This window comes from Halostella sp. PRR32 (genome assembly GCF_034808085.1).
Classification (GTDB): Archaea; Halobacteriota; Halobacteria; order Halobacteriales; family Natronoarchaeaceae; genus Halostella; species Halostella pelagica.
Genome location: NZ_JAXHGL010000004.1, coordinates 66,489 through 92,476 on the forward strand (window position 1 = coordinate 66,489; position 25,988 = coordinate 92,476).

Below are 25,988 nucleotides of genomic sequence, written 5' to 3' on the forward strand. Positions count from 1 at the left end.
CGATGTCCCCGGAAACGGTCGGTGGGTGCCCTCAGCCGCTGGTTACGCTCGGTATTTCGTCGTAGGTAGTGTAGAGACAGCCTATGACCACCACGGCGGCGGAGATGGGGACGAGTGCCGTGAGCCGATACAGCGACGGGAACCCGATCGCATTCCCGAGCGGGAGCGACACGAGCAACCCGACCGTCGCGCCCAGATCCCCCAGCGCATTGTACGTCCCCGTCGCACTCCCCATTTCGGCGCTCGCGGTTAAGTCGCCGAGCAGCGAGACGAGCGGACCGCCCACGCCACCTTGCCCGGCACCCAAAAGCAGGACAGACGCGAGGAGTATCGGGAACGTCGTCCCGATCGCCAGCAGTACCATGCCGGCCGACAGGCAGACGAAACAGGTGAGGATCACGGGAACGCGGCGACCCATGATGTCGCTCGCTTTTCCGCCAGCCACCGAGAAGACCGAGCCTGTGAGGACGCTAGCACCGATGAGTACGCCGGAGGTACCCTGTGCACCGACCGCGACACCACCTGCCTCCACGGTGTCGAGGAACGACACGAGCGTCGCGAACACGACGCCGTTGTAAGTGAAAAGCAGGGCGAAGTTCGCCCCGCCAGTGATCAGCGCTGGCGAACTGAGATCGATGTTACGGAGGGCAACGCCGCCGGTGCCGTCTACCGCGTGGGTCTCGGGGATCGCGACGTAGGTGACGAGACAGGCCAGCACGGAGAGACCGGTCGCGACGGCGAACGCGGCGCTGGCTCCGTACACCTCGCCGACTATCCCGCCCAGAGACATCCCCGCGGGAAACCCCAACGACGTGCCGCCGCGGACGATACTCATCGTCCGGCCCCTTGACTCAGGATCGCAGACGTCAGCCGCGATCGTGTACGCGGTCGCGAGCACGAAGGCGCTCCCGAGGCCCCACAGTACACGCGCGCCGAGGAACCACACGGCAGGCATGGAACTGCGCAAAGCGAGCAGATAGCCCGCGGTCGCCACCGTTTCGAGGATCACGCCGGCGACGAACGGCGTTCGCGTCCCGACGCGATCGACGACGGCCCCGACCGGGGCGTTCGCCAGAAGCCTGACGATGCGGTTCGCGCTCAAAATTACGCCGACGACGACCGGAGCGATACCGACGACCGCCCCGAGGTTCGGGAGTATCGGGAAGACGACACCGCCGCCGAACCCCAGGAAAAACGTGCTGACGAGGACCGCTACGACGGCGTGAGGGAGCCCGAACACGCCGAGTCGCCGCGTCGCCATTAGTAGACGCTCCGGAGCCGCTCGCGCTCCCAGGAGACCGCGCTATCGGTGAACTGCTCCCAGTGGCTCCGTTTGACGTCGAGATAGGTCTCGAACAGTGTCGTACCCAGCGTCTCACGCATGACTGGGTCGTCCTCGAACGCGTCGAGTGCCTCGCCCAGGGTCCGGGGGAGCCGTGTCACGTCGTGTGCGTCGCGCTCTGCCGCCGTGAGCGTCGCCGGGTCGACGGAGACGGACTCGGGCACGTCGAGTCCGCGTTCGATGCCGTCGTAGCCCGCGGCCAGGAGACCCAGCAGAGCGAGGTACGGGTTAGCCGTGCAATCAGCCGCCCGGAACTCGATCCGGGTCGCGGCCGCCGGGTCGGACTGTCCGACCGCCGGCACTCGAACCAGGGCTTCGCGGTTCCCGTGTCCCCAGCAGCGAAACGCCGTCGCGCCGAGTTGCGGGCGTAGTCGGGTGTATGAGTTCGCTGTCGGCGCGGTCAGCGCGACGAGCGCGTCTGCATGCGCTAAAACGCCCCCGATGAACTGTCGACCCGTCTGACTCACCCCGCCGCGATCAGCGTCGTAGAACCGGTTCGTGTCGTCCCACAGCGACAGGTGGATGTGACACCCGTTCGTCGAGTGTTCGAACGGCTTCGGCAGAAACGTCGCGTTGTACCCGTGGTCGTGTGCGACGCTGTTGACCGTCTCCCGGAAGAGGACGTGCTCGTCGGCCGCCTGTACGCCCGGAGCGTGGCCGGTTACGATCTCGTGTTTCCCGGCCGCGTACTCCGGGTAGTACTTCTCCACCGGGATGTCCTGGGCCTTCAGGGCGTCCGTCATTGCCAGGATCGTCTCGTGGGTCTCCCGCGTGCTCTCTGTGACGTAGGCTCCGCGCTCGTCGACCCTGCTAACGGACCCGTCGTCGGCGCTCTCGAAGAGATGGAACTCGCTTTCGAAAGCCACCTGGGGAGCGAGTCCCGCGTCCCGTAGATCGTCCACGAACGACTGCAACGAAGACCGCGGGTCGACAGCCCACGGCTCCCCGTCGACCGTTTCGACGTCACAGAGCATCGCACCGGTACGCTCTGCGTAGGGCAGCGCCCGGAACGTCTCCGGGTCGGGACAGAGCCTGACCTCGCCGGCGGCGTCGAACCCGCCGTTCTTATCTCGGACCCCGAGAGCGTTGTACGTCTGGACGAGTTGTGAGAGCATCACGCCGTCCGCGACGGCCGACCGGACCTTCGACGCGTCGACCGTATGGGTCCGTACGGCCCCGCTCTGTGTCGCGAACAACAGCCGAACGAGATCACAGTTGCCGTCTCGACATCGTTCGACCACCGTTTGTTCCTTTGGCATCGATGATTCCGTACCACCAGTTATTTTAGGTACACCTAAAAATTAACGGAGCGTGGGTCGGCACCCGAACAGAACCATTGGCGTGGTATGATATCGGCATCCGATAGCCCAACCGGTAGGTCCGACAAATGAACGGAAACGTTTATAAATTTTTAGGCTAGCCTAAAAGTATGCGTAGACGGGCCGACCCATCGATCAGACAGAGGCGGAACCGAGACCCCCTAAGCAGGGAGGAACAGCTATGAACGGCGTCGAGGCGCTCGAATCGTCTCTCCGGGAAGACGTCTGGACAACAGTCAACCGAGAGCTGTTCCGTAAGGTCCTCGCGGAGTTCATGTACGAAGAGATCATCACGCCCGCGCCGACGGCAACCATTCGAGAGCCCGCCTCCGGAAACCCCGGAACCAACGGAGACGGCGACGAGACGTGGACGCGATACACGCTCTCTCTGACCGACGGCGTCGAGTATCGCTTCGACGCACAGGAGCGCCCGCTCGACAGCTATCGGATCAGGCCCGGCTCGATAGAGCGCAGGGAACGCGGGAGCGAGTGGCAGTCGGCGACCGATCCCCTCTCTTTCATCCTCGACGCGCGCGACTACATCGGGATCGATCCACCCACGGCGGCACACCTCGTCCGGGAGTACAACAACACACTGGTAGCGGACGCGCACATCCGAGCGAGGAAGGCCGACCGGACAGAGAACTCACTGCTGGACCTGCCGTACGCCGAAATCGAGGGCGAGATGGAGGGCCACCCGTGGTTCACGTACAACAAGGGGCGCGTCGGCTTCGGATATGACGACTATCTCAAATACGCGCCCGAGTCCAAACAGCGCCAGCGCCTCTCGTGGATCGCCGCGAGTCGAGACCGAGCGACGTTCACCGGGGTCGACGGCCTCGATCACGCTGGGCTCATCGACGACGAACTCGGATCCATGGCCGACGAATTCCGGGCGACGTTGGCCGAGGACGGACTCGATCCGGCGAACTACTACTTCCTGCCGGTCCACGACTGGCAGTGGTCGGATAGCATCGTCCAGTTGTTCGCAGACGACATCGCCACCGACGCTATCGTACCGCTCGGCGAGGGGCCCGATGAATACTTGCCCCAACAGTCGATACGGACGTTTTCGAACGTTTCAGCGCCGGAAAAGCGTCACGTCAAACTCCCCATTCGAGTGTTGAACACGAACGTGTATCGCGGGCTACTCGGTGAGCAGGCGGAGGCCGCTCCCCGCGTTACCGAGTTCATCAAGTCCGTGCGGGACGGCGACTCGTTCCTGCGGGACGAACGCCGCCTGATCCTGCCCGGCGAGGTAGCGAGCGTCAACTACGAACACCCCAAGTTCTCACAGTTCGAGGAGGCACCGTATCAGTTTCACGAACTGCTGGGTTGCGTCTGGCGGGAGAGCGTTCACTCGCTGATCGACGACGGGGAGCGACCGCTCACACTCGCGGCGCTCCTGCACGAGGACTTCGACGGGACGCCGGTGGTCACGACGTTAGCCGACCGCTCGGGGATGACGCTGGAGGCGTGGCTCGACGAGTTGTTCGAAGTTCTGCTGGAACCGCTACTGCACTTTCTCTACAAGTACGGAACTGTGTTCATGCCACACGGTACGAACGTCGTGTTAGTCCTCGAAGACGGAGTCCCGTCTCGCATCGCAGTAAAGGACTTCGTCGACGAGGTCGCGATCACGGACCGGGAACTCCCCGAACTGGACGACGTACTTCCGACCGACCTTCGCGAGGACGAACGGTACAAACACCATATACTACACCAGGTCGCGCCGGAACCGCTGTGCCAGCACATCTTCGGGACGCTGTTTGTCGGCGTGTTTCGGTACGTTTCAGACCTGCTGGCTCGCCATCACGACTACGACGAACGGGCGTTCTGGGAACAGGTCAGGGACGCAGTCGACAGCTATCAGGCGCGGTTTCCGGAACTCGACGACCGCTTCGAGCTATTCGACCTCACCAGACCTCGGTTCACGAAACACTGCCTGAACCGCAACAGGATCGTCGACTACGGCTACGGTGACTTCAGCACTCGGCCGAAGGTAAAGGGTCACGGCACCGTCTCGAATCCCCTGGCCGGAACGGACGCCGAGAGGCGAGGCAGCTTCGGCCGTCCTCGGTGAGTATTGTCCACGCTCGTAAAGCCCGTTCCTGTGGACGACCGTGAGGACGCACACATCGTGAAGTACGATGTCAGCCGTCAGCCGCTTCTCCGTCTCAGACGCATGGCCGAACAGGTCTGGCATCTGCAGGCTTACACCCTGACAGGCAACGAGATGGGGGAAGTGGTTTTACCCAACAAAAGACGCTGACAGCCGTTTACTGGCCGGTACGGGACAGGCCTCTCAGTTTACTGAACGAGGACAGTACGTATCTACAGCGTGCGGTGAACTTACCGTCGAAGGTAACCCGGAAGTGACGCGACAGTGTGGTTTACCGATAGACAACTAGTTCGGCGAATGTATGTTAATTCAAATAGCCAGTACAGCCACCTAGACAGAATATAAGTTATAATATAGGTTACCTTTACCATAGACATTCTGATATCTGTATATCCGGTTCATCACACTGTACAGAGGGAGTTCACACTCGAATCATGAAACTGTACGAAGGTAGCTTAAAGAGCGGTGATTAACTAATCCAGTGTATCGAACGATTTTACTTCCTCTAGTTGGGCTGTAGTCCCATCTATTGTTGAAACCCGTATCCTGTCAACAGCAATGAACGAGGAAGATAGATCGGAGCCGTCAGCAGAACAGTGAGAAAATATAATATATACATAGTACATTAGAGACTGTTATTACAGTTGGTACTGCGGAGCCTATTCGACGTTTGAGTACGGATCAGATTCATTCGAATCTTGGTGTACAGTTGATACCGTTCCGGGAGCGTACTCAGAGAATTCCCCCTTACAGCCGTATGGTTGTAACGCTCTCTCAGTGGAAACTCCGGCCGAGATGGCCACCAATTACAACAATATCACTGTAAGAAAACGGGTACGCCACCCGGCAGCGGAAGAATGTACTACTCCATTAGGACCGTGTAAACTATTACAGCGGTATATCCGTAAAGCAATGAGCAGACCAGAGAGACAGACAGTTGAGTTACTGGTTCGTGCCACGTTGACCGCTTGACAGTTTTCCTTTACGCCAATATGATTGTCTCCAGTGTTTCTCCCTCAACATGCGCCGGGAAACCTGAATTATCTGGAACTGGTACGCCCGCGCTCGAAGGAGTGCTGTTTTCTAATACCAAACGATTGTGCGATGTCTTGTGAACTATTTAATTGAAAGTCGAGATGTCCGAACAGATCGAAATACGAGGGAAAACCGGATAGGTGAGCGCACGTATAGCCTGATAGAAGCAGAGTAGGGACCTGCAGTACTAGTCTATAGGGAATAGCTTTGATGCAACGTTACGGGTTTCGGACTTAAATACGGCAGAGAAGAAATATAATTATCGACGAAGATCGTTTGGCATCACGAAACGCCGACAGGTTACGACTGAGAGTGTTTGATTGTCAGTTGTAGCTCATTGGCCTTCTCTAGGAGTAGTTGGGCGATCTCTTCTGCACGTTGTTCATCGTTGATACGGTTTGCCGGTCCGGCGACGCTCATCGCTCCGAGGGGTTGCCCGCTTTCGTACTGTATTGGAACGCCGATAGCGTACAACCCTTTGAGATGTTCGTCCTTGTCGACTGCGTAACCCCTGTCACGGATCGCTTGAAGCTCAGTTTCGAGAGCCTCCGTGGACGTTATCGTATTCTCAGTCTTGCCGGGTAAACCGTGCTTGTCGACGATTTCTGCCACCCGCTCGTCCGGAGCGTACGCGAGGAACGCCTTACCAGCAGTCACGTGGTTGAGATGAACCCGGTTCCCGATCCGCGTTCGGGTCTCCACTGCTTGTCTACCGGACTCACGAATGAGGAAGACACCGAGCCCGTGTTCTTCGACCATATACTGGCACAGTTCTCCGGTTTCTTCGGCCACTTCTCGGGTTTTCTGCCGAATCAGTTGATATCCGATCTGACGCTGGCGCGCGTATTCGCCGTGGTCAAGAAAACCCAACCCCACGTAATAGTCGTCTCCTTCATGAACGACGTATCCGTGCTGTTCTAACGAAGTGAGGTGGTTGTAAACCGTACTCTTGGTCACATCGAGTTCGTTGGCCAATTCGGTGACACCCGCCCCGTCGAACTGTTGGAGAGTCTCCAGTAACGTTGCCATCCGCCCGATCGATTTTACGGGTGTATCCGTGTGGTCTGCCATATCAACAGATCGTATTTACCCTCCTTTATTGTTTTGTATTACTAAACACGTTGTGCGTTATGTATTAACATGGGCCAGCGAGGCAAAACGCGGTCTTCTGGAGAAAAGGAGAGACAGTCGAGTACCGCCGTTACGTCCAGACACCCGCTTATACCACCACGGCAGGAACGCTGAGGGAAAGCCACAACGACTGCCCCAGCTGACGCTCGGATCTGAGTGTCCATGAGGACTAAATACTAGTATTCCATTGACCGTGACAGAGGATGATCGAGACTGACTCGGCGCGAAAGGTGTACAATGAAGATGTCGTGGCAGTAGGTGACGTGTCCCTTACTGTCGAAGAGGGGGACTTCGTGAGCGTGTTGGGGCCCTCAGGCTGCGGCAAAAGCACGCTCCTGTTCATGCTGGGTGGCTTTATCGAACCCACGTCCGGCACGATCAGAGTAAACGGGGAACAAGTTACGGAACCCGACCCGTCCCGTGGAATGGTGTTCCAAGAGAGCGTGCTGTTCCCCTGGATGACGATCAAGGAAAACATCACGTGGGGCATGAAGGTACTCGGGGTCGACGAAGACGAGCGAGATCGAACCGCCGAAGAGTACATCGAGATGATCGGGCTGGACGGATTCCAGGACGCCTATCCGAACTCGCTTTCGGGCGGCATGAAACAGCGAGCCGCGATGGCACGCGTTCTGGCCGTTAACCCGGCCGTCCTGTTGATGGACGAACCGTTCGGTGCGCTCGATGCGCAGACGCGTGAGAAAATGCAGCACGAACTGCTCGACATCTGGAGTCAGACCGGACAGACTTGCGTTTTCGTCACGCACAGCATCGACGAGGCGCTCTACCTCTCGGATAAGGTGGTCGTCCTCGGTTCACGGCCCAGCAGCGTGGAAGCCGTTATCGACGTGGGCGAGCATTTCGACCGACCCCGGGCCCCTGAGGTCAGAGAGTCCGAGACGTTCACGGACCTCCGTCAGCAGATCTGGGACATGATCGAAGACGAAGTGACTGTTTGAATTACGGTTAGCTCACGGCGCAGTTCGGCCGAAAACAAGCGGCAATTCAGTTGGATGGACTCAGCGCGGTTACTCTTCTTTGAGCTCTTCTGAGTCGTGCCAGACGTTCCAGGTTTCGGGCTCGGTTGGCCAACGGCGAGCTGGGCGGCCGCCCTCCTCGGGAGCGTCCTCCATGTTTGCGGTCAGTTCGATGGGATATCCATCGGGGTCCGGGAAGTACAGGTAAAAGTTGTTCCCGGGGCCGTGTCGACCCGTCCCGCGGTAGACGGGGTGGTCTTGCTCTTGCAGACCGTCTTTGGCCGCTTCGAGCGCTTCGAAGTCAGGGACCTCGAACGCGATGTGGTAGATCGGACCGGTGGTCGGCAGCATCGGCGGCCCGTCTTCGGGGAGATCCTCGGCGAAATCGTGAAGGTCGAGGTCGCGTTCCCCGCGCTCCTCCAGCGCTTCGAGTTCGGCGTCCGACATCTGCGTGATGTTCATTTCGTGATGCTGAGACTCCGCCGCGACGTTCGGCGTCCTGAGGAACGCAACGCGGTCCCCGATGCGGTCTGAAACCTCCATGTTGAGGACGTTTCGGTAGAACGCAACGGACTCCTCGATGTCTCGTACTTTAATGGCAACGTGGTCTAAACCCATGTTCTCAACGACCATACGATTCTCAGGTTCACTTCCACCAATATTTATCTTGTGGTCCTGACTTCCGTTTTGGTCCGGGCCGCGCACGTGAGAGTGAAGGCTCGACCACGACGAGAGTGAATCGTTGAAACAGTATTTGACGGATCGCAACAGTCAGCACTTGTATTCCGGAATGCATCCATAGACTATATGATACGTTCCGTAACAACTTTTAGCGCGCTCTCTGTCTATGCCAATGCGCATGGAAGAAGCAGGCCTACTAGTACCTCTGTTCCGGAGACAGATGGAGCATTGTCAGGTGAACGAATCGGAGACTGTCGCACTAGTCACAGACGCGAAGAGTCGACGCGAATACGTCGGGGCCAGTTTCGCGGCGGCCGAAGACCTCGGTGCCGACGTGTTCGAAGTGAAACTCCCCGAATACGGCCGGAACTCGGTCGGCCCGGAGATCTCGGAAGGACAGGGCGGGACGCTCCGTCTTCCGGAGGGACCCGTCGAAGCGTGCAAGAACGCGGATATGGTGTTCGACTTCACGCTCGAAGGGTTCATTCACGTCCCCGAGCGTGGTGAAATCCGCGACGCCGGTACCCGGATCCTCCGTGTCGGCGCACGAGAACCGTTCTATCTGCGTCGTCTCATGCCGTGGACCGAAGAGGAGGCACAGGAAGTCAAAGAGCGAGTACAGAAACACAGCGAACTCCTCGCCAACAGCGACGAAATGCGGATCACGTCGGAGTACGGGACCGACCTCACGATGGAAGTCGAGTCCGATACCGCGTTCGATTCCTATGGCTTCGTCGACACGCCCGGCAAATGGGACGTATGGGGCCAGAACATGGTCTCGAACTACCCCTCCAACGTCGAAGGGAAGATCGTGATCGCCCCCGGCGACTACAACGTAGTGCCGTTTGCGGACTACGTCGACTCCGCCGTCGAATGCGTCGTCGAGGACAATTATATCGTCGAGATCAACGGCGAAGGCGGGGACGCAGAACTGATGCGCGGCCACATGGAGAGCTTCGACAATCCCGACGTGTTCGCGACGAGCCACTTCGGATGGGGACTGAACCCCAACGGCGAGTTCTACAACATGGCCATCCACGACCGGAAGCCCGACGAAACCGGAGTCAGCGCGAGCGAGGGCCGCGTCTGGTCGGGGAACATGCTGTGGAGCACTGGCCCGAACACGCACGTCGACCGATACGCGCCGTGTCACTACGATATCGCACAGAAGAACTGTTCCGTCTTCGTCGACGGGACGAAGGTAGTCGACGAAGGTGACGTCGTCGAAGACGTCGTCTAACGACGCCCGAATTCGGCCGAAGCGAAGTCTCGCTACGACCCGAAGTGTGAACTCCTTTTTTCGCAACTGCCGCTACGGAGAGGGTGAACTGAGTTCTCATTGCACAGAGAGCGTGTAGCGTCTCGCTGTCTCGGTGAGACAGCAGGAGTCCCGTCGCGACCGGATCAGTCTTGAAATGTCGTCAGTGCCGTCCGGAGAAGTGTATTCACGGCGCAAAACGATGGCAGCGCGGATAGGTATCGTTCGGTCTGTGGACCAGAAGAAAGAAGAAGAAAGGAAGACCGCCAGTGGCTCGCGCCTGAGAGCGATTACATCTCGATGCTAACGTCACCGGCCCAGAAGAGGACCCGTTCTCTGAGCCGTGCGAGAGCCTGGTCGAAGAGGATGCCGATCAAGGAGATGAGAACGACGCCAGCGAACACTGTCTCGTACGCGAACGAGCCCTGAGCGCGGATGATGATGTACCCGATACCCTCACTGGAAGCGACGAGTTCGGTAACGACAGTGACGATGAGCGCGATCGGCATCGCCATTCGTACGCCCGAGAAGATGTACGGGAGACTCGCAGGGAGAACGATGTTCCGGAAGATCTGTAGGCGGGACGCTCCGAAGTTTTTGCCGGACCAGATGTGGAGTTTGTTCACTCCCTGAACACCGTAGTACGCGCCGAGGAGGATGGGGATGAGCGATTCGATGAAGATGATCACGAGTTTCGGTGCGTGACCAAGCCCCATGATAGAGAGCAACAGCGGATAGAACGCGATACGCGGAATCGGGTAGAGGGTGCTGATTAGCGGGTCTAGCACGAATTCGACGCGTTCGTCAGAGCCCATCCACAGGCCCAGCGGAATGCCGACGACGAGTGCGGCAGAGAACCCGACCAGCACCCGGTACAGGGTCGCGAAGATGTCCGAGTACGCCGTGCCCTCCGTGACGAGCATGGAGTACAGTTCGAGGACGACAACTTCCACGTGCGGGATGAGCGGCGGTCCGTAGGCCGGATTCATGAACGTCGCTGCCAGCTCCCAGGCGACCAACAGCGCTAACAGCGAGACGTATCCGATCGGCGCTGTCGTGTCTTCGGCCCATTCGTTCAGGCTGTTGAACCAGTTCCGAGTACTGGATCCGACGCTCATGCGTCATCACCCCCCTGCCACTGAAGCAGTCGACCCCGGATCAACAGCAGCAGGCGGTCGTGGATGACGCCGAACAGCGCGATCATCGTGATGGCGCTGAACATGAGTTCGAAGTTACTGAACTGTCTCGCCTGGAGCGCCATCTGTCCGAGACCCAACTCCGACTGGATGAGTTCCGCGGAGAACACCACGATGAACGAGAGCGCGAGCCCCACGCGGAGTCCGGAGAGGATCTGCGGGAGGCTGTCCGGGATGACGACTTCCGAGAGTATCTGGAATCGGGACGCGTTGAAGTTCTGGGCCGACCAGACGTGTAACTCGGGCACCCCTCGCACGCCGTCGAACGTGTGGATGTACACCGGGTAGAACGCGGCCAGGAACACGACGATGGCCTTCGACATGAAGCCGATACCGAAGATGATCACGAATATCGGGTAGAGCGCGATTTTGGGGATCGGGTAGGTCGCCGAGACGAGCGGGTCGAAGAGCCGGCCGAAAATCGGGGTTCGGCCGGTGATGACGCCGAGGACGATGCCGAGTGCAGCGCCACCGAAGAAGCCGGTGTAGACGAGCTGGAGCGTGGCCCAGGCGTTTTTCACCAGCGTCCCCTCTTCCATCATCTCGATCAGGTTACTGAGGATCGTTGTCGGAGCGGGTAGGTACGGCGGTAACGCCCCGAGAAGCCCGGTTACTTGCCAGATGGCCAGTAGGGCGAGCACCGGGGAACTACGGACGAGCATCCCCCCAGCCGATCGTGCCACGTTCTCGACGGAGCCGAATCCGCCCTCGGTCGTTGATTCAGTACTCATGGAATTTTCCGGTGTACACACCACAGTTGTCTGTACGGTCGAGTCCATTCATCATTCGTGCTATCAAGAGTGACGACAAGCACAAAAAGTGTATCTGTTGATTCCGGTAATTGTTCCGCCGTCATATTCCCCGAGAAACTCGATCTGAGAGTAAGTTTTATCCTCGCACCTGAACGAGTAGTGGGTGATGACAAAAGGAGGAGACTCCGTAGCCCGTGTGCTCGCGGAGAACGGTATTTCGGAGACGTACGTACTACTCGGCAACCAGACCGTCGACATCGCCGACGGCCTTCACGAACGTGACGTAGATGTGATATCCGCACGTCACGAGTACAACGCAGCCGTTATGGCCGACACCAGAGGTCGGCTCACGGGAGAGCCCGGCGTCGCGATCACGGTTGCAGGCCCCGGGGGTACAAATGCGCTGACCGGTGTCGCTCAGGCCTATACGGCCGCCTCACCGATGGTCTTCATCAGTGCAGTACTACCCGAAGACGCCCCGACGGAGTCCCTTCACGGCGTCGACGACCAACATTTCCTCAGGAAGGCGTTCGAGCCGGCAACCAAGTGGAGCACGCAGGTCCACGACCCCGAGCGCGTCCCGGACGCGTTGAACCGGGCGTTCGACGTCGCAACGACCGGTCGCCCCGGACCTGTCTTCGTCGGTATCGACGAAGAGATCCTCACCGAATCCGTCGATATCCCGGAGTCGGCGTTCGACTGGACGCACATCTCCGAGACGCCGCCCGCGGCTGACGCGGTCGTCGATGCGCTCGAACCTATCGAACAGGCGGAGAAGCGCGTTCTCTATCCCGGAAAAGGCGTCCTGCGTGCGTTCGCAACCGATGAACTAGTCGCGGTCGCCGACGCGCTCGACTGCCCGGTCGTCTGCCCGCGGCACTACCCCGACTCGTTCCCGAACGACCACGAGGCGTTCGCCGGCACGGTCGGGATGTCCGACCATCCCGCGGCAGTCACGGCCCTCGCTGACGCGGATGCCGTCCTCTCGGTGGGAGTGCGACCGAGCTCCCACGAAGCGGCGGTGCTCGACGACCGGACGCGGAGCGACGTCGATATCGTCTACTTCGACTCCGGCAACGTCGAGTTCCCCCAGTCGAACGCGGCCGCGTTCGTAAACGGCGACCTCGAAACTGTACTCGGTGCAGCCGCAGACGTCCTCGACGAGACGGCGGGCAACACTGACCCCTCGTACCGGGACGCGGTCCGGGCCGAGAAAACGAGAGTCAGCGAGGAACTGGATGACTATCTCGACGCAGTTCGGGATCAGACGCCGGTCCACCCGCTCGTCATTATGGCCGAGTTGCGGGCGGTTGCGGACGACGACGTCATCGTGACCGGAGACGCAGGTGCTGCAGGTGGCGCTTGGCCGAACGACGCGTTCGAGTACCGCGCGACGAACTCGTTCCAGCATTCGCGACTCTACGACTCGATGGGGTTCCCGGTGCCGGCGGGGAACGCCGCGAAACTCGTTGCCCCTGACCGCCAGGTGGTGAATCTGATCGGCGACGGTGGCTTCCTGATGTGCAACATGGAGTTGGCGACGGCAGTCTCCACGGACACCGATGCGGTCACTATCGTCATGAACGACGCCAAGTACGGCATGATCTGGAACTACCAGCGGTCCGACGACCACGCCGAGATCGCGACTGATATTCCCCAGGCGGATATCGCAGCGATGGCCGAGTCGTTCGGCGTTCGAGGAGTGACGGTCGAGGACCCCGAAGAGGTTCGTCCCGCGCTCGAAACGGCGCTCGGTGCAGATGAGCACGTCGTACTCGACGTGCATATCGACCCGACGGCGGAGTACGTGTCCCGGAAGATCTGGTAGGGGACGTGTCCAGCAACATCAGGTAAACCCGGTTGCGAATTGCGCAAGAATCTTTATCCCAGCACAGAGTCGAACTACGTGTTGCCATGCCAGTAATGGAACCGACTCCGTCCGACATAGACTTGCGCGCGATCAATTACGAAGCGGACGACGGACGCCAGTTCGACGGCTTCGAAATGACGAGCGGGGATACGACTTTCAACGGCGAAGAGACCTGCGTCGTTTTCCTGCACGGCCTCCGTGGGTTCGCGCTCGGTGCAGGCATCTCCCCGGTCGCGTACCCCCTCGCCCGCGCCGGCATCAGATGCGTATCGATCAACAAGCGAAACAGCGGGAAAGGCTACGAGAAATCGGATTTCGCTGAGATCGACCGTGATATCGCTGGAGCCGTCGACTGGGCGACCGAACAGGGCGCGAGCGAAATCGTCATCTGGGGCCGAAGCCTCGGCGCGACGGAAGCGGCGTACTTCCAGGGGAAGCGTAACGACCCGGATGTCGACGCAGTCGTACTCGCCGCTCCGTTCGCCGACATCCGAGAGCGGTCGACGCGGAGTTACTTCGAAGCGGTGTCCGATGACCCGGACGCGGCGTACGAGGACTTCGTCGACGAGGCGCGAGAACTAGTGGACGCCGGACGGGAAAACGAGATCGTTGCGTTGCCGCGTCCAGTGGGTGACGGCATCGAGTACATCCCGATGACTGCGGAATCGTTCCTCTCGTACCGGTCGCCAGAGAGCAAGTGCGCGACGATAGACTGGACGCCCGATATCGAGATCCCGATTCTGCTCGTCCCCCATTCGTCGGACCGAAACGTCACCCCGGCCGAGGCAGAGGAGATAGCGGAGACGGCGACAGCGAGTCCCCTCGTGGAAGTCGAGCCCATCGCTGCGGACCATTTCTTCACCGGGAGCGAGGAGACTGTCGCCGAGATCACAGCCGAGTTCATCGAACGTGCGCGAAAGGCAGAGTAAAACGAATCGCTCAGTGAAACGAGTCGATCGTCTCTAGTGAAACAGCGGGTCGTCGTCGTGGTCGTCGACCGGGCCGAGCGGCGTTTCCAGAAGTTCGGAGAACAGGTCCATCTCCGCCTGGCTCAACGCGACGAGTTCGGCGACGCCCAGGCGGCACGAATATCCGAGCTTATGAGAGCTAACTTCGAGTCGGGGACCGTCGTCGGTCTCGACCACGGCCAGTTGAATCGTCGTGTACTCGTTGCCGACCTGCAGAGCTTCGTCGGTTCGGACCGGATTCCGGCCGGGCGTGTGTTCACACCCGGTCAGTTCGGTGAAGAACTCGTCGTCCTGCCAGGTGAGGCTCTCGAGCGCGAGGGCGTCCAGTCTGGTCGCGCCGTCGTCAGATTCGAGGGTCAACCGCTCGCCGGTCGCCGTGAGTTCACGCCGGACGGAGACCACGGAGTCGTCCGACCGCAATGAGAGAGTCGAGTCGTCCGCGTTCTCCGGGGTCATAGGATTATCGAGAGGGTGTTCGTCGGGATGATCGTGTGGTCGAGCAACACGAGCCGTTCGGCGATTTTGAACCCGTCGTCGGTTCGTCGGAGCGTATCGTGACGCTCCATCGAAAGCAGGTCGGCTTCCGTCTCATCCCCCTGCTGGCGGAAGATGAGGAGGTTGTTCTTGAGTTCGACCTCCGTGCCGTCGTCATCGACGATACGGACGTTACTCACGTTCCGGCGGGTTCGAGACGGCGGGTCTTCGGACCACGCGAAATCGCTGCTCATCCGTTCGGTTCGAACCTTCAGCGTCCCCCAGTCTTCTTTCATGTGAAACGAGGAGTCGCTGAACTCCGTGTCGCTCGACCGTTCGCGCGTGGTTCGGATCGGGACCCGGTAATCGATGTCCTCGGTCACGAGGTCGTGCCAGTCGGACAGTTGCCGGTTGTCCAGCAGTTCCGCGGTATGATAGAGGAACGCTTCGCATTCGTGTCGGAGTTCGTGGCTCGAAGTCGTCTCTCCCTGCATCTACATCCCTCCGTTGTCCGTCATGGTCTCGTACCAGGTCCGGTAGAAGTCCAGTTGGTTCTCGTCGGTCATGCCACCTTCGCGGTAAGCGGTCCCGGGGCCGACCCAATCGTCGACGACGGTCGCTGCGGCGTTGTCGCCCGAACCCATCGTGAACTTCGTGTGAACGTCGTTTTTCCGGGCGAAGACGCTGCCCGCGGCATCGTCGATGCCGTACCAGATGCCGACGTCGTCGACCTCGAAGTTACCGGCCGGGCTGAAACTCGACATCCCGACCTCGTAGACGCGCTCTTTGTACTCGTCCGATGCGTGCTTGGGGGCGAAGACCCAGTTCACGACTTCCATCTTCCCGGCACCCCTCGGCTCCCACTTCCGCAGTAGGAACGTCCCGACGGACTCCTTTTCGGGGTCGTCCCGGCCGCCGAGGAAGATGAACGAGAGGTTCGGGAACATCGTTCCAAGGGTCACGCCCGACTTGCGAGCGACCTCGTGTTGTTCCTCGGTGAGAGCGTCGTGATTGAACGTCTCGACGACTTCCGGCGGGTGTCCCCAGTAGCTCGGTTCGTCGGACTCGATCTGGTAGAAACTGAACGCGTGGCCGTCGCAATCCGCGATGCCGTACAGTTCGCTTTCCTTCTCGCCCGTCGCCGTATCGCTTCCGACGCCGGCTTCGATAGCCGACTTATGCCCCATCGGGATGTGATAGTTATCGCCGTAGAAATTCTCGGTCGGGGTCTTCCAGTCGTTTTCCACTTCCCATCGGTGGGGGTCCCCAATTACCTCCATATCGATGAGGTCGAAGTACATGTCAAGGAACCACGTCGCGCCGCCGAGGTGCTCTTCGAGCGGCGGGGCTTCGGGTGCGATACACGCGAACACGAGACCCTTGTAATCGTCGACGTGGGGTGCCTGGTGGAGCCCGTGGTCGTCCGCATCGAGATGGTCGAAGCCCGCGGACTTCTGCGGTACGCCCACGAGGTCGCCGGAGTTGTCGTACGTCCACCCGTGGTACGGACACCGGAAGTGAGAGGTGTTGCCTTTTTCGGCGCGACAGACGTTCGCTCCGCGGTGCCGACAGCTATTGAACAGGACACGGAACTCGCCGTCCTCGTCCCGGACGAAGATAAACGGGTCCTCGCCGATCGTCCGTTGCCTGTAATCCCCGGGTTCGGGGACTTCGGATTCGTGACCGATGTAAACCCAGGTCTGTCCGAAGATCCGGTCCAGTTCCTCCTCGTACACGGCGTCGTTATTCAGGATCTCCATGGGGACTTCGCCCACGTCGAGGGAGTCGCCCATGTCATCCAGAATCCGCTGAACCCGGTTGAAACCGGATTCCATACTCGAATCTGGTTCGTCAGCTCCTTGTGACATCGTGTTTTGACAGAGTGACCCGCTTGCGCTTAAATTTTGTCCTCAGTCAGTATCTCTCGCACGTCGCGTAACGGACGGATGAATCGGTTTTATCGGCGTCAAAGCGTCGGTCGGGACTGGACCCCGAGTGAATCCTCACCCCACAACGGTTATGTATAGAGAGGAAGTCCTTCCGCGTGGACTGATGGTTGCTACTGCCACACACTACGGGCTGAACGTATCAGATATGGATGACGCACTCGCGTTCTACCGCGATCTGCTCGGCCTCGAGGTCGACCGCGAGTTCCCGATCAGTGAGGTGCAAGGTGACATCGTCGGCGTCGACGGTGTCGAAGGGGACATCACGTTCCTCGATGCCGGAGGATTCTCGATCGAGTTGATCGCCTACGATGCGCCGGCCAACGACAACGTACACGATTCTGCGGACGGTCACGATGTCGGCGTTGGGCACGTTTGCCTCGAAGTCGACGACGTCTGGGCGCTCTACGAGGATCTGCAGTCCGAGGCTGAGTTCGTCAATGAACCGAAAACCGTCGGGAACGGGGCACAGATAACGTACATGCGCGACCCGGACGGCAATTACGTCGAGTTGATGGAGCCGCCGGCGGAGTGATGCAGTCCGATAGAGCCCCCGAAGATGTCGGCATCCGAAACGACGAATAGCATCACGGAGTTACGACCGACTGTGTGAGATTCACCGGCGCAACGGATTTTTCCCCACTGTTGGTGGGTGAATCATTCGTCGTTTTTTAATTCCGCCTTCAATGATCCCGGATTTCACCAACATCTTTATACGCCCCTGTCGTAATTGATTCATTCATGCTTGAGGGAGATACTCATGCAGACAGGCGGAGCGTATTGAAAGCAACCGGTAGCGCAATGGCTGTCGGTGGCCTGGCCGGCTGTCTCAGCAGCATCACCGGGAACGAATCATCCACGCCGTCGATCACTCTGGGTCACGGTATCGCGTCCGAGGAGCCGCTGTGGCTCATGGACGCGAAATCGGATATCCTCGACCACTGGGGCGACGCGTACGAAGCCGAGTTCAAAGCCTTCCCAGCGAACAACCAGCGGCTCCAGGCGTTCCAGGCGGGTGAACTGCAAGCGGGTACGTCAGCAGCGGTCACCGCGATATTCTCGACGGCCAACGAGCTCCCGTTGAGTGTCGTTTCGAACATCGCTCAGGAACGGCGCGACGCGTTCCACGAGAAGTTCCTCGTTCGGCCCGATTCGGATATGAACGGCCTCAACAAGGAATCGCTCGAAGGGAAGAAGATCGGCATCTGTGCGTTCAAGTCGTGGTGTGACCTGTGGGCACAGGCGGCAGTGCGGAAGGTCGGCCTCGAACCCGGAGAAGACGTGGAACTGGTGAAGACCCCGTTCCCGACGATGGGTGAAGCGGTAAGCGATGGCCAGGTCGACACCGCGATGTTCCCGCCCGTCTTCGAGCGGATGGCGAAGGGGAAACACGACCTGAAGGGAATATTCAACGTCATCGATACGACCGGATGGGAACACGACCTGATGGAACTCTGGTTCTCGGACAAGTTCATCAACGAGAACACCGACGCCCTCGAGAAGTTCCTCGAGGACTACTCGACTGCAGTCGACTACTACAGCGAAAACAAAGAGGAGGCCAAAACGGCGATCCACGACGCCGGCTTCGTCGAGACGCCAAAGGATACGTACCTCGATCTCCCCAGTTACGAACACAGCGTGCAACCGATGACGGAGAGTCTGAAGCGGATCAACGATCTCACCGCCGAAATCGGGTGGATAGACGAACCTGTAGACATCAGCAACCTCTACAACCTCAACCACCTCCCCTGATCGACGAGAAACGGCCGCAGCGCGATGGCAGCAAACACCTCTGGGCCAATAGCCCCCTGTTCTACCCCGTTATAAACCGACTGTCCCGGACGGTCACCTGTACCCGAATAGACTTATGCATGGGGTCACCCATTGTGGTGTGTAATGACCTGGCTCGACGAACAAGTAGTACTGATAACCGGCGGAGGATCCGGGCTCGGACGTGCCGTCGTTGATCGGTTCCTCGACGAAGGCGCCAAAGTGGCGGTCCTCGACGTGGACGAAGACGGTCTCGATGCCCTCGAAGCGGAGCGCGACGACGTAGTGACCGTCCACGGGGACGTGACCTCACTCGAAGACAACGAGCGTGCTGTTACGGCGGCTGTCGACGCGTTCGGTCGTCTCGACGTCTTCGTCGGGAACGCCGGCGTTTTCGACGACAACGTCTCGCTCCCCGAACTGGACGCCGACGACGTCGAGGAGAGCTTCGGCGAACTCTTCGAAGTCAACGTGCTCGGCTACATCCTGGGGGCGCGTGCAGCGCTTCCAGAACTCGCGAAGACCGACGGCCAGATGGTGTTTACCGCATCACAGGCGAGTTTCCATCCCGACGGCGGCGGCATCCTCTACGTCCCGTCGAAACACGCCATCGCAGGGATCGTCAAACAGCTCGCGTTCGAACTCGCACCGACGGTTCGCGTCAACGCCGTCGCTCCCGGCTACGTTCCAACGGACCTCAGCGCGACCGATGCGATGGGCGGCGAGCAAGCGATCGTAGCACCCGAGGAGTTCGACAGCTCCAATCATCCACTCGATTTCGTCCCGACGCCGGAAGACTACACAGGCGCATACGTTCTGCTCGCGTCGCCGGAGAACTCGCGGCCGATGACGGGAACCATCATCCGCGCCGACCTGGGACGGTCCGTTCACGGAATCACGTCCGTTGCCGGACGCGCAGCCGAGTTCGTCGCGGACGGGCTCTAGGGAAACTCGGGAAAGCCGCAGCGATAGACGGGTTCTGCCACTCTGGGTGGGAGCGGGACGGGAACTTCGCCGCTCCCCAATGATTTTTGGCCCCGTGTTTCGACTATCCCGATATGACGTTCACAGTCGGTCTTATCGGGTGTGGAACCATCGGTCAAGAAATCGCCCGTGCATTCGCCAACGGGACAATAGACGCTGACCTCGCGCGTATCTACGACCGGAACCCGGAGAAACGCCAAGCCGTCGTCGACTCGTTCGAGGAACGAGACCAGCCGACGGCTGTCGATGAAATCACGGCGCTTTCCCGTGACGTCGATCTCGTCGTCGAAGCCGCCGGTCAATCCGCAGTTGCAGACGTTACCGTCCCGAGCCTCGAAGCGGGATGTGACGTACTGCTGTTAAGTGCCGGCGCACTCGCAGACGCCGACCTTCGGCGTCAGATCCTCCGCGCTGCCGACGAACAGGACCGGATCGTTCATGTCCCGTCCGGAGCCATCGCGGGTCTCGACGCGGTGAAGGCCGCTTCTCTGACCGGCGATCTCGAGGCGGTCTCACTCACGACGACGAAGAATCCGGCAGGGCTGGAAGGCGCACCGTACCTCCTTGAGAACGACATCGACGTTCAGGACTTCGAGACGGCAACGACGGTCTTCGAGGGGCCGGCAACCGAAGCGGCGTCGGCGTTCCCCTCGAACATCAACGTCGCAATGGCGCTAAGTTTGGCGGGGATCGGTCCTGACGAAACCACGGTGCAGATCGTCGCTGACCCGGCGGAGGAGAACAACGTCCACCAGATAGAGGCGACCGGCGAGATGGGTTCCATCGAGACGACCGTTCGGAACGTGCCCTCCCCGACGAACCCGAAAACGAGCTATCTCGCGGCGATTTCCGCTATCGAGAAGCTCCGTGGACTGAGCGCTACGCTGCGCGTCGGGACCTGATGACGGATGGAGACGCTCCTCCCCATCTTCCTTGCGCTTCTCACTGCGTTCGCCTTCGCTGTCTCGACGGTTCTGGTGAGGGTCGGCGTGAAAAATTCCAGCCCGCTGGTCGCACTCGTCGTGACGATGGCCGTCAACGTCGTCGTCCTCTGGATACTGAGTGCCATCCAGTACGAGGTCATCGTCGACCTCTGGGCCTGGAGATGGTTCATCCTCGCAGGGGTGTTCGCCCCCGCGCTCGGCCGCCTCGCCAACTACGTCGGCATCCAGCGAGTCGGTGTGAACCTCGTCTCGCCGATCAGCAACATGAACCCGCTTGTCTCCGTCGTCCTCGCCATCGTTTTGCTGGGTGAACGCCTGTCGTTCGCTGGCTACAGCGGGGTACTGCTCGCCGTCGTCGGTGGCGTTTTACTCGCCACTGTCAAGGGAGACAGTGACTTCCAGATCCGTCGCATCGACCTACTCTACCCCGTTTTCGGGGCGGTCACGTACGGTACAGTCCAGATCTTCCGAAAGCTCGGTACCGGTCTCGTCGCCGCACCGACTATCGGAGCCGCGGTGAATCTGACCACGTCCTTCGTAATCGTGGTAGTCGGACTGGCCCTGACCGGTCGGTTGCGTACGCTCACCGCACCCCGTCAGGAACTGGTGACCTTCGGTGCCGCCGGCGTCGTCTCCAGTATCGGCCTCGCATCGCTGTATGCGGCGATCAGCCTCGGGAAGGTTACGATCGTAACACCGATCTTCAACGCGTCACCCCTGTTCGTCCTGCTGTTGACGGGGCTATTCGTTCGGAGCGACGAAGTGTTCAGCAAGCGAGTGTTCGTCGGGACTGCGACCGTCGTCGCCGGCGTCGTTCTGTTGGCCACCTCGACGTGAACCGTCCGGAGAGATACGGTGTTTCACCACGGCTCGCGCGTTCGGTCGACACAAACACTTTTCTCCGTATATTCGTACTACTACCAACGATGGCAGTACTCGTAGCTGTAAACGACACGGAAGGAGCGGATCGAGTAATCACCGTCGCGAAGGATCTGGCGGATACTCACGACGAGGAGCTGGTCGCACTCCACGTCATCACAGAAGAGTCCTACGAGCGACGTGCGGAGAACGCGGACGACTACTTCCGCGACGACGCCACCCACGACGCGAAACAGGTGGCTGATCGGCTCGTGGGAGACGCGCTCGAACGCGCGGACGATGTCACAGTCGCTGGTCGTGTCGGAACGCCCGCGTCCGTGATTCTCGAAGCGGCCCAGTCGAGGGACGTCTCCTACGTCGTCATCGGGTCGCGAAAACGATCACCAGTCGGGAAGGCTCTACTCGGCAGTACAACGCAGTCCATCCTGTTGCATGCGGATATGCCCGTGGTCGCAGTCCCCGACGAATCCTAGCGTCGAAACACAGACGCTGTGGCTCAGCCGTCCGTTAAGACGGACTGTAAGACGATACCAACGCCGATAGCGGCACCGCCCAGCATCTTCGGAACGGTCAACACTTCGTCGAGGAGGGCGACAGACAGGAGCGTCGAGACGAGCGGGATCACGAGCAAGCGGAGCGCGGCAACGGGCGCAGTTGCCTGTTCGAGGCCTGCGTTGAGAAGCAGTAACCCCCCGCCAGTCACGACGATAGCCAGATAACACAGTACGAGTACGGACGACAGACTCGGAGTCGGCCGAACGAATTCCTCTCTCGTGAGGAAGAATACGACCAGCGGCGGAATCGAGAGGAAGTGAGCGAAGAAAGTCACGGAAAGATAGTCGAGGTCAAAGCGCCCGTTCCAGTAGCGAGTCAACAACAGATAACACATGAACGACAGCGACCCGGCGAGTGCGAGTAGGTCACCGACGAAAGTCGGCGAACTGAAGAGGTCGATGATACGTCCGTTGCCAACGATAACGTAGACGCCGGTGAGTGCGAGAGTCAACCCGATACCGTCGGCGAGGCGAAGGCGAGTTGCCAGGAGAAGTGGGGCAACGACAGAGACGAAAATCGGATACGTCGAAATTATGAATGAGACGTTCACCGGTGTAGAGTGCTGAACCGCGACGGTCTGCAAGAGATAGAACAACGCGACGCTCGTCCACCCGAGAACCGTGAGTGGGAGGAGATGTGCCCTCTCGACTATGAACGGTTCGCGGCCGTAGATCACGGCCAAAACCCCGCCGAGGAATAGTGTTCCCAGAACGACCCGAAAGAGGACGACCTCCGCTGGTGTGAACGGACCCAGCAGCACCTGGAGCGACGGATACGCCGTCCCCCACAAAACACCCGCTACGATCGGGTAATACTGCCGATAGGACATCTCGATACCGCGTTCCTGAACGCGAGTACTTAAATCCCTTTCGCTTATAATGCACAGAGAACAGATGGCTGACAAAACGTTTTTGTAGCAGCATACGTCAGAGATAGATATGGCTACTGGAGAGACTGCATTCCCTGAATGTTGTGGCTTCTGCCCACATCGGCAGAAGTTCTCGGCCGGCTGTGACCACGACCTCCGTCAGTCGCTCGTTTCCGAACTGGCGACGGAATCCGAGCAGACCTGCCCAGTGTTCAACGACTGGCGGACCCAGGAGATGAAACGTCTCGCTGACAACCTCCCGTCGTCTATCGAGTAAGGACATCAGCAGTACGGCGATTTGATCGACGTACAACGGATGTAAGATATGTATCGTTCGCCGCTGCGGTAGGCTTCCATCCCCGGTTACGTGGATGTTCACGCAGAAACTCGCACAGAGACAGCCGTTTCGTCCGATGTCCGCAGTCGCCGGTCAACGATGCCTCTTCTCGAACAGTCTCACTGGACCAGTACTGTGCATCTCGCTGACACCCGGAGGTTCCGTAGATGCCTTTCGAAGATAGAAGGAATTATCAGATCTTCTCTCCGTCTTCGACCTATGGTAGTACCAGCCCACCTCGGATTCGCTCACCCCAACCTGCTGTGGATAGTTGGAGCCGGGATTCTCGCATTCGCGGCCGGACTCGGAGTCAACCTGTATAGATCGAACTCCAATAGTAGTACTCCTGACCCTGCTGCCAGCGACGAGGAAGCGAAGTGAAAGCCGAGAGTTGTTAATTGCATATAGCAATATTTGGTTTACAGAGAGTCCCTAGCCGTAGAAGGAGACAGTACTTTTGGCTACAGTATTGAAGCGTGGATTACGCAATCGAAGCACGCAGAACAGTTCTCGACGCAGTTTCTCGTCGTTAAGCCGATCCCTCCGATACAAGTACTGAAACACCAAAAGCGAGTATCTACCTCCGGGTATTAGCATAGCATTCACTCGTTGCCCGGGGGGTTCGCCACTGTACAGATGACCTATGAGTTCTCCCCGTGGGCTCTGTTGAAACCCTGGTAGAGAACGTGTAGTCACCACACCGTCGGGCGCTGACTACGTTAAAGAGAGCGCCCGGATTCAGGGTACGGTGCCAGTTCCAGAACGTTCTTGATGCTGCCAACGAACCGACAGGTATGCGCCGCCGCGCATTCCTCGCGTCCGCCCTGACCGCCGCCTCCACCATCGTTGCGGGGTGTAGCTCCACCGGATCGCGAACCGAATACACGGACCCGACGGTAAAGGCCGACGACAATCCTCGGGATAACGCGAAGTATCTCGAATTTCGCGGAAACGACGTGGATCTCGCCACCGTGGGTGTCGACCCCAGGTTTGCCCCTTTGCCGAGCACTCTCCGCACGACGATTTCGCACCGTGAGGACACCAAACTGCAGTCGTTCACACAACGGTTCATAGCACCGGACGGTGGCGAGACCCCACCGCAGGTTTCTCTCCGAGGGCCGTTCATGGGTGACCACAGCCCCCACCCATCCGTGTCACTGTTCCGGGACGGGATGGCTGCGGTCGTCAAAGTCCACCGGTTCGGTGAACTTGCCGATGAGACCGCATTCATCGACCTCTCGGTCACCCAATGGCCGGAATCAGCCCGCCAACTCGTCGTTGAGAATACCGTCGAACTCACGGAACCGGGGCTAACTGACCGAACATACGTCCTCGACGGTCAACTCGAATTCGAGTTCACCGCCGAGACCGAAGCCGGCGAGCGGACCGCTGATACTACCGATTCGGTGGAGAAAGGCCGTCGAGCACGGGTATCGGGAAGCTCCGTTAATACCAGATGACTGCCGTGGAACGGGAGTAGCCTCCGAGTCCCAACGTCACCGACGAACGAACGGCATTTGATCGATTCGGGTCATGTAGACATCGCTTCGTCCTGCGAAACACGTACGTGTAGTGGTGCTTGCATGAGAGGTGACATCGAACAAAGCGGTGTCAAGAGAGCATCACCATGGGTTTAGCTCCCCAACGGCTACAGATCAGGCAACACTCCGCCGGCAATACAGTTTGTTCGGCACCCAGGATATATTCGGACTGACAGGTGTGTCGTGTGACTTCCGATTCGATCAATTCAATGGCTAAGTCGCTGAGCGGGGCCCGAAGTGTCGAATGGCGTGTCCCCGGCGCTGACCCGGGAGTAACGTCATTTCAGCTGAGTTTGCACTTGGCGGCTTCCCCGACAGCGTCGCCCCACGGAATTCTACTGCTGTTTTCTGGGCTAAACGTGAGTGGAGTAGTTGCCGCTCATTTTCGACCGAAACCGCAAGAGGGCGCAGGAATTTTCTCGTTTAGGAGAAAGTATAAATCCCATAGTGCGATATAGAATACGAACTATCGCCGGTAGGGGTTACAGTGGGTTTAGCGGGGTCGTACTGGATGATTTAGTCCGAACCCGTGACCGGAAACTGCTTAAACCGGCTCTCGACCGCCATTCCTGCCCGTTATCAACTATTTCGGAGAATTTTCGAGACAGTTACAGTGTTGCCAGTTTGAACCTCGGCGCACACCCGGACTGAGTATGCGTCTACCCAAGTCCCGTCTCCTTCTAACAGCGTGAGCGTATTATCGGCCGTCACAATCGGTACGCTCGTACCCACCAATTAATTCGACCTGCACGAGTAGATCGAAAGCACGTCAAATCGAGTAGAGAAGACACGTGAACGTGAAGTAAAAGAACCGCAGCCCGAGATTCTTCGAGGTCGTCGCAGTCGTGACATCTTCCCCGACGTAAACGGCGGGGTTGTAGCACCTGTTCCGAAGATAAACCGCTTGATCGGCCTGTAGCCGCTCTCGATCTCCCACCGATGTCCGTATTCAGTGAGAAATGCGCTGCCGGTGTTGGTCAGAAACAACGAGTACTGCCGGATGTCATCGTGTTCGGAGTGCTCCTTCTGCTATAGTAGC

The 25,988-nt window shown here is 59.3% G+C and carries 23 protein-coding genes and 1 pseudogene; 13 read left to right on the top strand and 11 right to left on the bottom strand.

The annotated features are described in order from the left end of the window. Positions 1-31: 31 nt before the first annotated feature. Both SM753_RS14460 and glnA2 read right to left on the bottom strand, forming a co-directional pair. On the bottom strand, positions 32-1,261 hold the full coding sequence (locus tag SM753_RS14460) for an MFS transporter (protein ID WP_323192142.1): 1,230 nt from the start codon (positions 1,259-1,261) through the stop codon (positions 32-34). Continuing rightward, a complete protein-coding gene (glnA2, locus tag SM753_RS14465; RefSeq protein WP_323192143.1) occupies positions 1,261-2,601 on the bottom strand; it encodes a gamma-glutamylputrescine synthetase in 1,341 nt (446 codons plus the stop codon). The genes SM753_RS14460 and glnA2 overlap by 1 nt, the downstream gene beginning before the upstream one ends. 241 nt (positions 2,602-2,842) lie before the next feature. Between glnA2 and SM753_RS14470 the strand changes: the two genes are divergently transcribed. Then, positions 2,843-4,744 carry an IucA/IucC family siderophore biosynthesis protein gene (locus SM753_RS14470; RefSeq protein ID WP_323192144.1) on the top strand — a complete coding sequence of 634 codons (1,902 nt, stop codon included), beginning with the start codon at positions 2,843-2,845 and terminating at the stop codon, positions 4,742-4,744. Between the two features lie 1,374 nt (positions 4,745-6,118). Here the strand turns inward: SM753_RS14470 and SM753_RS14475 are convergent. Further along, the gene (locus SM753_RS14475; RefSeq protein ID WP_323192145.1) at positions 6,119-6,889 is read right to left on the bottom strand and encodes an IclR family transcriptional regulator; all 771 of its coding nucleotides are present in this window, start codon (positions 6,887-6,889) and stop codon (positions 6,119-6,121) included. Positions 6,890-7,152: 263 nt separating this feature from the next. Between SM753_RS14475 and SM753_RS14480 the strand changes: the two genes are divergently transcribed. Continuing rightward, positions 7,153-7,908 (top strand): ABC transporter ATP-binding protein, encoded by a 756-nt coding sequence (locus SM753_RS14480; RefSeq protein ID WP_323192146.1) that lies wholly within the window; start codon positions 7,153-7,155, stop codon positions 7,906-7,908. 69 nt (positions 7,909-7,977) lie between these two features. Here the strand turns inward: SM753_RS14480 and SM753_RS14485 are convergent, their stop codons facing one another. Then, complete coding sequence (locus tag SM753_RS14485; RefSeq protein ID WP_135536041.1) at positions 7,978-8,559, bottom strand: VOC family protein; 582 nt, start codon at positions 8,557-8,559, stop codon at positions 7,978-7,980. A gap of 283 nt (positions 8,560-8,842) precedes the next feature. Between SM753_RS14485 and SM753_RS14490 the strand changes: the two genes are divergently transcribed. Then, positions 8,843-9,847, top strand: a complete 1,005-nt coding sequence (locus SM753_RS14490; RefSeq protein ID WP_323192147.1) for a hypothetical protein — start codon at positions 8,843-8,845, stop codon at positions 9,845-9,847. 308 nt (positions 9,848-10,155) lie between these two features. Here the strand turns inward: SM753_RS14490 and SM753_RS14495 are convergent, their stop codons facing one another. Both SM753_RS14495 and SM753_RS14500 read right to left on the bottom strand, forming a co-directional pair. Continuing rightward, positions 10,156-10,983 carry an ABC transporter permease gene (locus SM753_RS14495; RefSeq protein ID WP_135536039.1) on the bottom strand — a complete coding sequence of 276 codons (828 nt, stop codon included), beginning with the start codon at positions 10,981-10,983 and terminating at the stop codon, positions 10,156-10,158. Further along, entirely contained in the window at positions 10,980-11,792 is an 813-nt protein-coding gene (locus tag SM753_RS14500) for an ABC transporter permease (protein ID WP_168193015.1), read from the bottom strand. The genes SM753_RS14495 and SM753_RS14500 overlap by 4 nt, the downstream gene beginning before the upstream one ends. A 187-nt stretch (positions 11,793-11,979) precedes the next feature. On the opposite strand from SM753_RS14500, the gene SM753_RS14505 reads away from it, so the two are divergent. Beyond that, on the top strand, positions 11,980-13,641 hold the full coding sequence (locus SM753_RS14505; RefSeq protein ID WP_323192148.1) for a thiamine pyrophosphate-binding protein: 1,662 nt from the start codon (positions 11,980-11,982) through the stop codon (positions 13,639-13,641). A 95-nt stretch (positions 13,642-13,736) separates the two neighbouring features. Further along, a complete protein-coding gene (locus SM753_RS14510) occupies positions 13,737-14,612 on the top strand; it encodes an alpha/beta fold hydrolase (RefSeq protein WP_323192149.1) in 876 nt (291 codons plus the stop codon). 33 nt (positions 14,613-14,645) lie between these two features. Here the strand turns inward: SM753_RS14510 and SM753_RS14515 are convergent, their stop codons facing one another. Genes SM753_RS14515 through SM753_RS14525 form a run of 3 tightly spaced genes read right to left on the bottom strand, consistent with a single transcriptional unit; the run spans position 14,646 to position 16,993 of the window. Further along, the gene (locus tag SM753_RS14515) at positions 14,646-15,107 is read right to left on the bottom strand and encodes a hypothetical protein (RefSeq protein WP_323192150.1); all 462 of its coding nucleotides are present in this window, start codon (positions 15,105-15,107) and stop codon (positions 14,646-14,648) included. Beyond that, entirely contained in the window at positions 15,104-15,619 is a 516-nt protein-coding gene (locus SM753_RS14520) for a 3-phenylpropionate/cinnamic acid dioxygenase subunit beta (RefSeq protein ID WP_135536034.1), read from the bottom strand. Before SM753_RS14520 ends, SM753_RS14515 begins: the two co-directional genes overlap by 4 nt. Beyond that, positions 15,620-16,993 carry a Rieske 2Fe-2S domain-containing protein gene (locus tag SM753_RS14525; protein WP_323192151.1) on the bottom strand — a complete coding sequence of 458 codons (1,374 nt, stop codon included), beginning with the start codon at positions 16,991-16,993 and terminating at the stop codon, positions 15,620-15,622. 184 nt (positions 16,994-17,177) lie between these two features. Between SM753_RS14525 and SM753_RS14530 the strand changes: the two genes are divergently transcribed. The 6 genes from SM753_RS14530 (at position 17,178) to SM753_RS14555 (ending at position 22,121) form a co-directional block, all read left to right on the top strand. After that, positions 17,178-17,606 (top strand): VOC family protein, encoded by a 429-nt coding sequence (locus SM753_RS14530; protein ID WP_323192152.1) that lies wholly within the window; start codon positions 17,178-17,180, stop codon positions 17,604-17,606. 206 nt (positions 17,607-17,812) lie between these two features. After that, the gene (locus SM753_RS14535; protein ID WP_323192153.1) at positions 17,813-18,823 is read left to right on the top strand and encodes an ABC transporter substrate-binding protein; all 1,011 of its coding nucleotides are present in this window, start codon (positions 17,813-17,815) and stop codon (positions 18,821-18,823) included. A gap of 144 nt (positions 18,824-18,967) precedes the next feature. Beyond that, a complete protein-coding gene (gene hcaB / locus SM753_RS14540) occupies positions 18,968-19,786 on the top strand; it encodes a 3-(cis-5,6-dihydroxycyclohexa-1,3-dien-1-yl)propanoate dehydrogenase (protein ID WP_323192154.1) in 819 nt (272 codons plus the stop codon). Positions 19,787-19,899: 113 nt separating this feature from the next. Beyond that, positions 19,900-20,727 (top strand): aspartate dehydrogenase, encoded by an 828-nt coding sequence (locus tag SM753_RS14545; protein ID WP_138798729.1) that lies wholly within the window; start codon positions 19,900-19,902, stop codon positions 20,725-20,727. A gap of 6 nt (positions 20,728-20,733) precedes the next feature. After that, positions 20,734-21,606, top strand: coding sequence for a DMT family transporter (locus tag SM753_RS14550; RefSeq protein ID WP_135536028.1), 873 nt, complete (start codon positions 20,734-20,736; stop codon positions 21,604-21,606). Between the two features lie 89 nt (positions 21,607-21,695). Continuing rightward, positions 21,696-22,121: a universal stress protein gene (locus SM753_RS14555; RefSeq protein ID WP_323192155.1), complete on the top strand. Its 426-nt coding sequence runs from the start codon at positions 21,696-21,698 to the stop codon at positions 22,119-22,121. Between the two features lie 23 nt (positions 22,122-22,144). On the opposite strand, the gene SM753_RS14560 is transcribed toward SM753_RS14555, so the two are convergent. Further along, positions 22,145-23,032, bottom strand: coding sequence for a DMT family transporter (locus SM753_RS14560; protein WP_323192156.1), 888 nt, complete (start codon positions 23,030-23,032; stop codon positions 22,145-22,147). Between the two features lie 109 nt (positions 23,033-23,141). On the opposite strand from SM753_RS14560, the gene SM753_RS14565 reads away from it, so the two are divergent. Both SM753_RS14565 and SM753_RS14570 read left to right on the top strand, forming a co-directional pair. Continuing rightward, positions 23,142-23,348: a hypothetical protein gene (locus SM753_RS14565; RefSeq protein WP_135536025.1), complete on the top strand. Its 207-nt coding sequence runs from the start codon at positions 23,142-23,144 to the stop codon at positions 23,346-23,348. 854 nt (positions 23,349-24,202) lie between these two features. Continuing rightward, positions 24,203-24,868: a hypothetical protein gene (locus SM753_RS14570; protein ID WP_369335364.1), complete on the top strand. Its 666-nt coding sequence runs from the start codon at positions 24,203-24,205 to the stop codon at positions 24,866-24,868. Between the two features lie 740 nt (positions 24,869-25,608). Here SM753_RS14570 and SM753_RS14575 read toward each other — a convergent pair. After that, a pseudogene (locus SM753_RS14575) lies at positions 25,609-25,978 on the bottom strand (hypothetical protein); the annotation flags it as partial. Positions 25,979-25,988 lie beyond the last annotated feature (10 nt).

What these genes read in the sequence shown, in the direction of transcription:
- SM753_RS14460 (WP_323192142.1), bottom strand. Translation starts at nt 1,261, where the DNA reads ATGGCGACGCGGCGACTCGGCGTGTTCGGGCTCCCTCACGCCGTCGTA.
- glnA2 (WP_323192143.1), bottom strand. Translation starts at nt 2,601, where the DNA reads ATGCCAAAGGAACAAACGGTGGTCGAACGATGTCGAGACGGCAACTGT.
- SM753_RS14470 (WP_323192144.1), top strand. Translation starts at nt 2,843, where the DNA reads ATGAACGGCGTCGAGGCGCTCGAATCGTCTCTCCGGGAAGACGTCTGG.
- SM753_RS14475 (WP_323192145.1), bottom strand. Translation starts at nt 6,889, where the DNA reads ATGGCAGACCACACGGATACACCCGTAAAATCGATCGGGCGGATGGCA.
- SM753_RS14480 (WP_323192146.1), top strand. Translation starts at nt 7,153, where the DNA reads ATGATCGAGACTGACTCGGCGCGAAAGGTGTACAATGAAGATGTCGTG.
- SM753_RS14485 (WP_135536041.1), bottom strand. Translation starts at nt 8,559, where the DNA reads ATGGTCGTTGAGAACATGGGTTTAGACCACGTTGCCATTAAAGTACGA.
- SM753_RS14495 (WP_135536039.1), bottom strand. Translation starts at nt 10,983, where the DNA reads ATGAGCGTCGGATCCAGTACTCGGAACTGGTTCAACAGCCTGAACGAA.
- SM753_RS14500 (WP_168193015.1), bottom strand. Translation starts at nt 11,792, where the DNA reads ATGAGTACTGAATCAACGACCGAGGGCGGATTCGGCTCCGTCGAGAAC.
- SM753_RS14505 (WP_323192148.1), top strand. Translation starts at nt 11,980, where the DNA reads ATGACAAAAGGAGGAGACTCCGTAGCCCGTGTGCTCGCGGAGAACGGT.
- SM753_RS14510 (WP_323192149.1), top strand. Translation starts at nt 13,737, where the DNA reads ATGGAACCGACTCCGTCCGACATAGACTTGCGCGCGATCAATTACGAA.
- SM753_RS14515 (WP_323192150.1), bottom strand. Translation starts at nt 15,107, where the DNA reads ATGACCCCGGAGAACGCGGACGACTCGACTCTCTCATTGCGGTCGGAC.
- SM753_RS14520 (WP_135536034.1), bottom strand. Translation starts at nt 15,619, where the DNA reads ATGCAGGGAGAGACGACTTCGAGCCACGAACTCCGACACGAATGCGAA.
- SM753_RS14525 (WP_323192151.1), bottom strand. Translation starts at nt 16,993, where the DNA reads ATGTCACAAGGAGCTGACGAACCAGATTCGAGTATGGAATCCGGTTTC.
- SM753_RS14530 (WP_323192152.1), top strand. Translation starts at nt 17,178, where the DNA reads ATGGTTGCTACTGCCACACACTACGGGCTGAACGTATCAGATATGGAT.
- SM753_RS14535 (WP_323192153.1), top strand. Translation starts at nt 17,813, where the DNA reads ATGCTTGAGGGAGATACTCATGCAGACAGGCGGAGCGTATTGAAAGCA.
- hcaB (WP_323192154.1), top strand. Translation starts at nt 18,968, where the DNA reads ATGACCTGGCTCGACGAACAAGTAGTACTGATAACCGGCGGAGGATCC.
- SM753_RS14545 (WP_138798729.1), top strand. Translation starts at nt 19,900, where the DNA reads ATGACGTTCACAGTCGGTCTTATCGGGTGTGGAACCATCGGTCAAGAA.
- SM753_RS14550 (WP_135536028.1), top strand. Translation starts at nt 20,734, where the DNA reads ATGGAGACGCTCCTCCCCATCTTCCTTGCGCTTCTCACTGCGTTCGCC.
- SM753_RS14555 (WP_323192155.1), top strand. Translation starts at nt 21,696, where the DNA reads ATGGCAGTACTCGTAGCTGTAAACGACACGGAAGGAGCGGATCGAGTA.
- SM753_RS14560 (WP_323192156.1), bottom strand. Translation starts at nt 23,032, where the DNA reads ATGTCCTATCGGCAGTATTACCCGATCGTAGCGGGTGTTTTGTGGGGG.
- SM753_RS14565 (WP_135536025.1), top strand. Translation starts at nt 23,142, where the DNA reads ATGGCTACTGGAGAGACTGCATTCCCTGAATGTTGTGGCTTCTGCCCA.
- SM753_RS14570 (WP_369335364.1), top strand. Translation starts at nt 24,203, where the DNA reads ATGCGCCGCCGCGCATTCCTCGCGTCCGCCCTGACCGCCGCCTCCACC.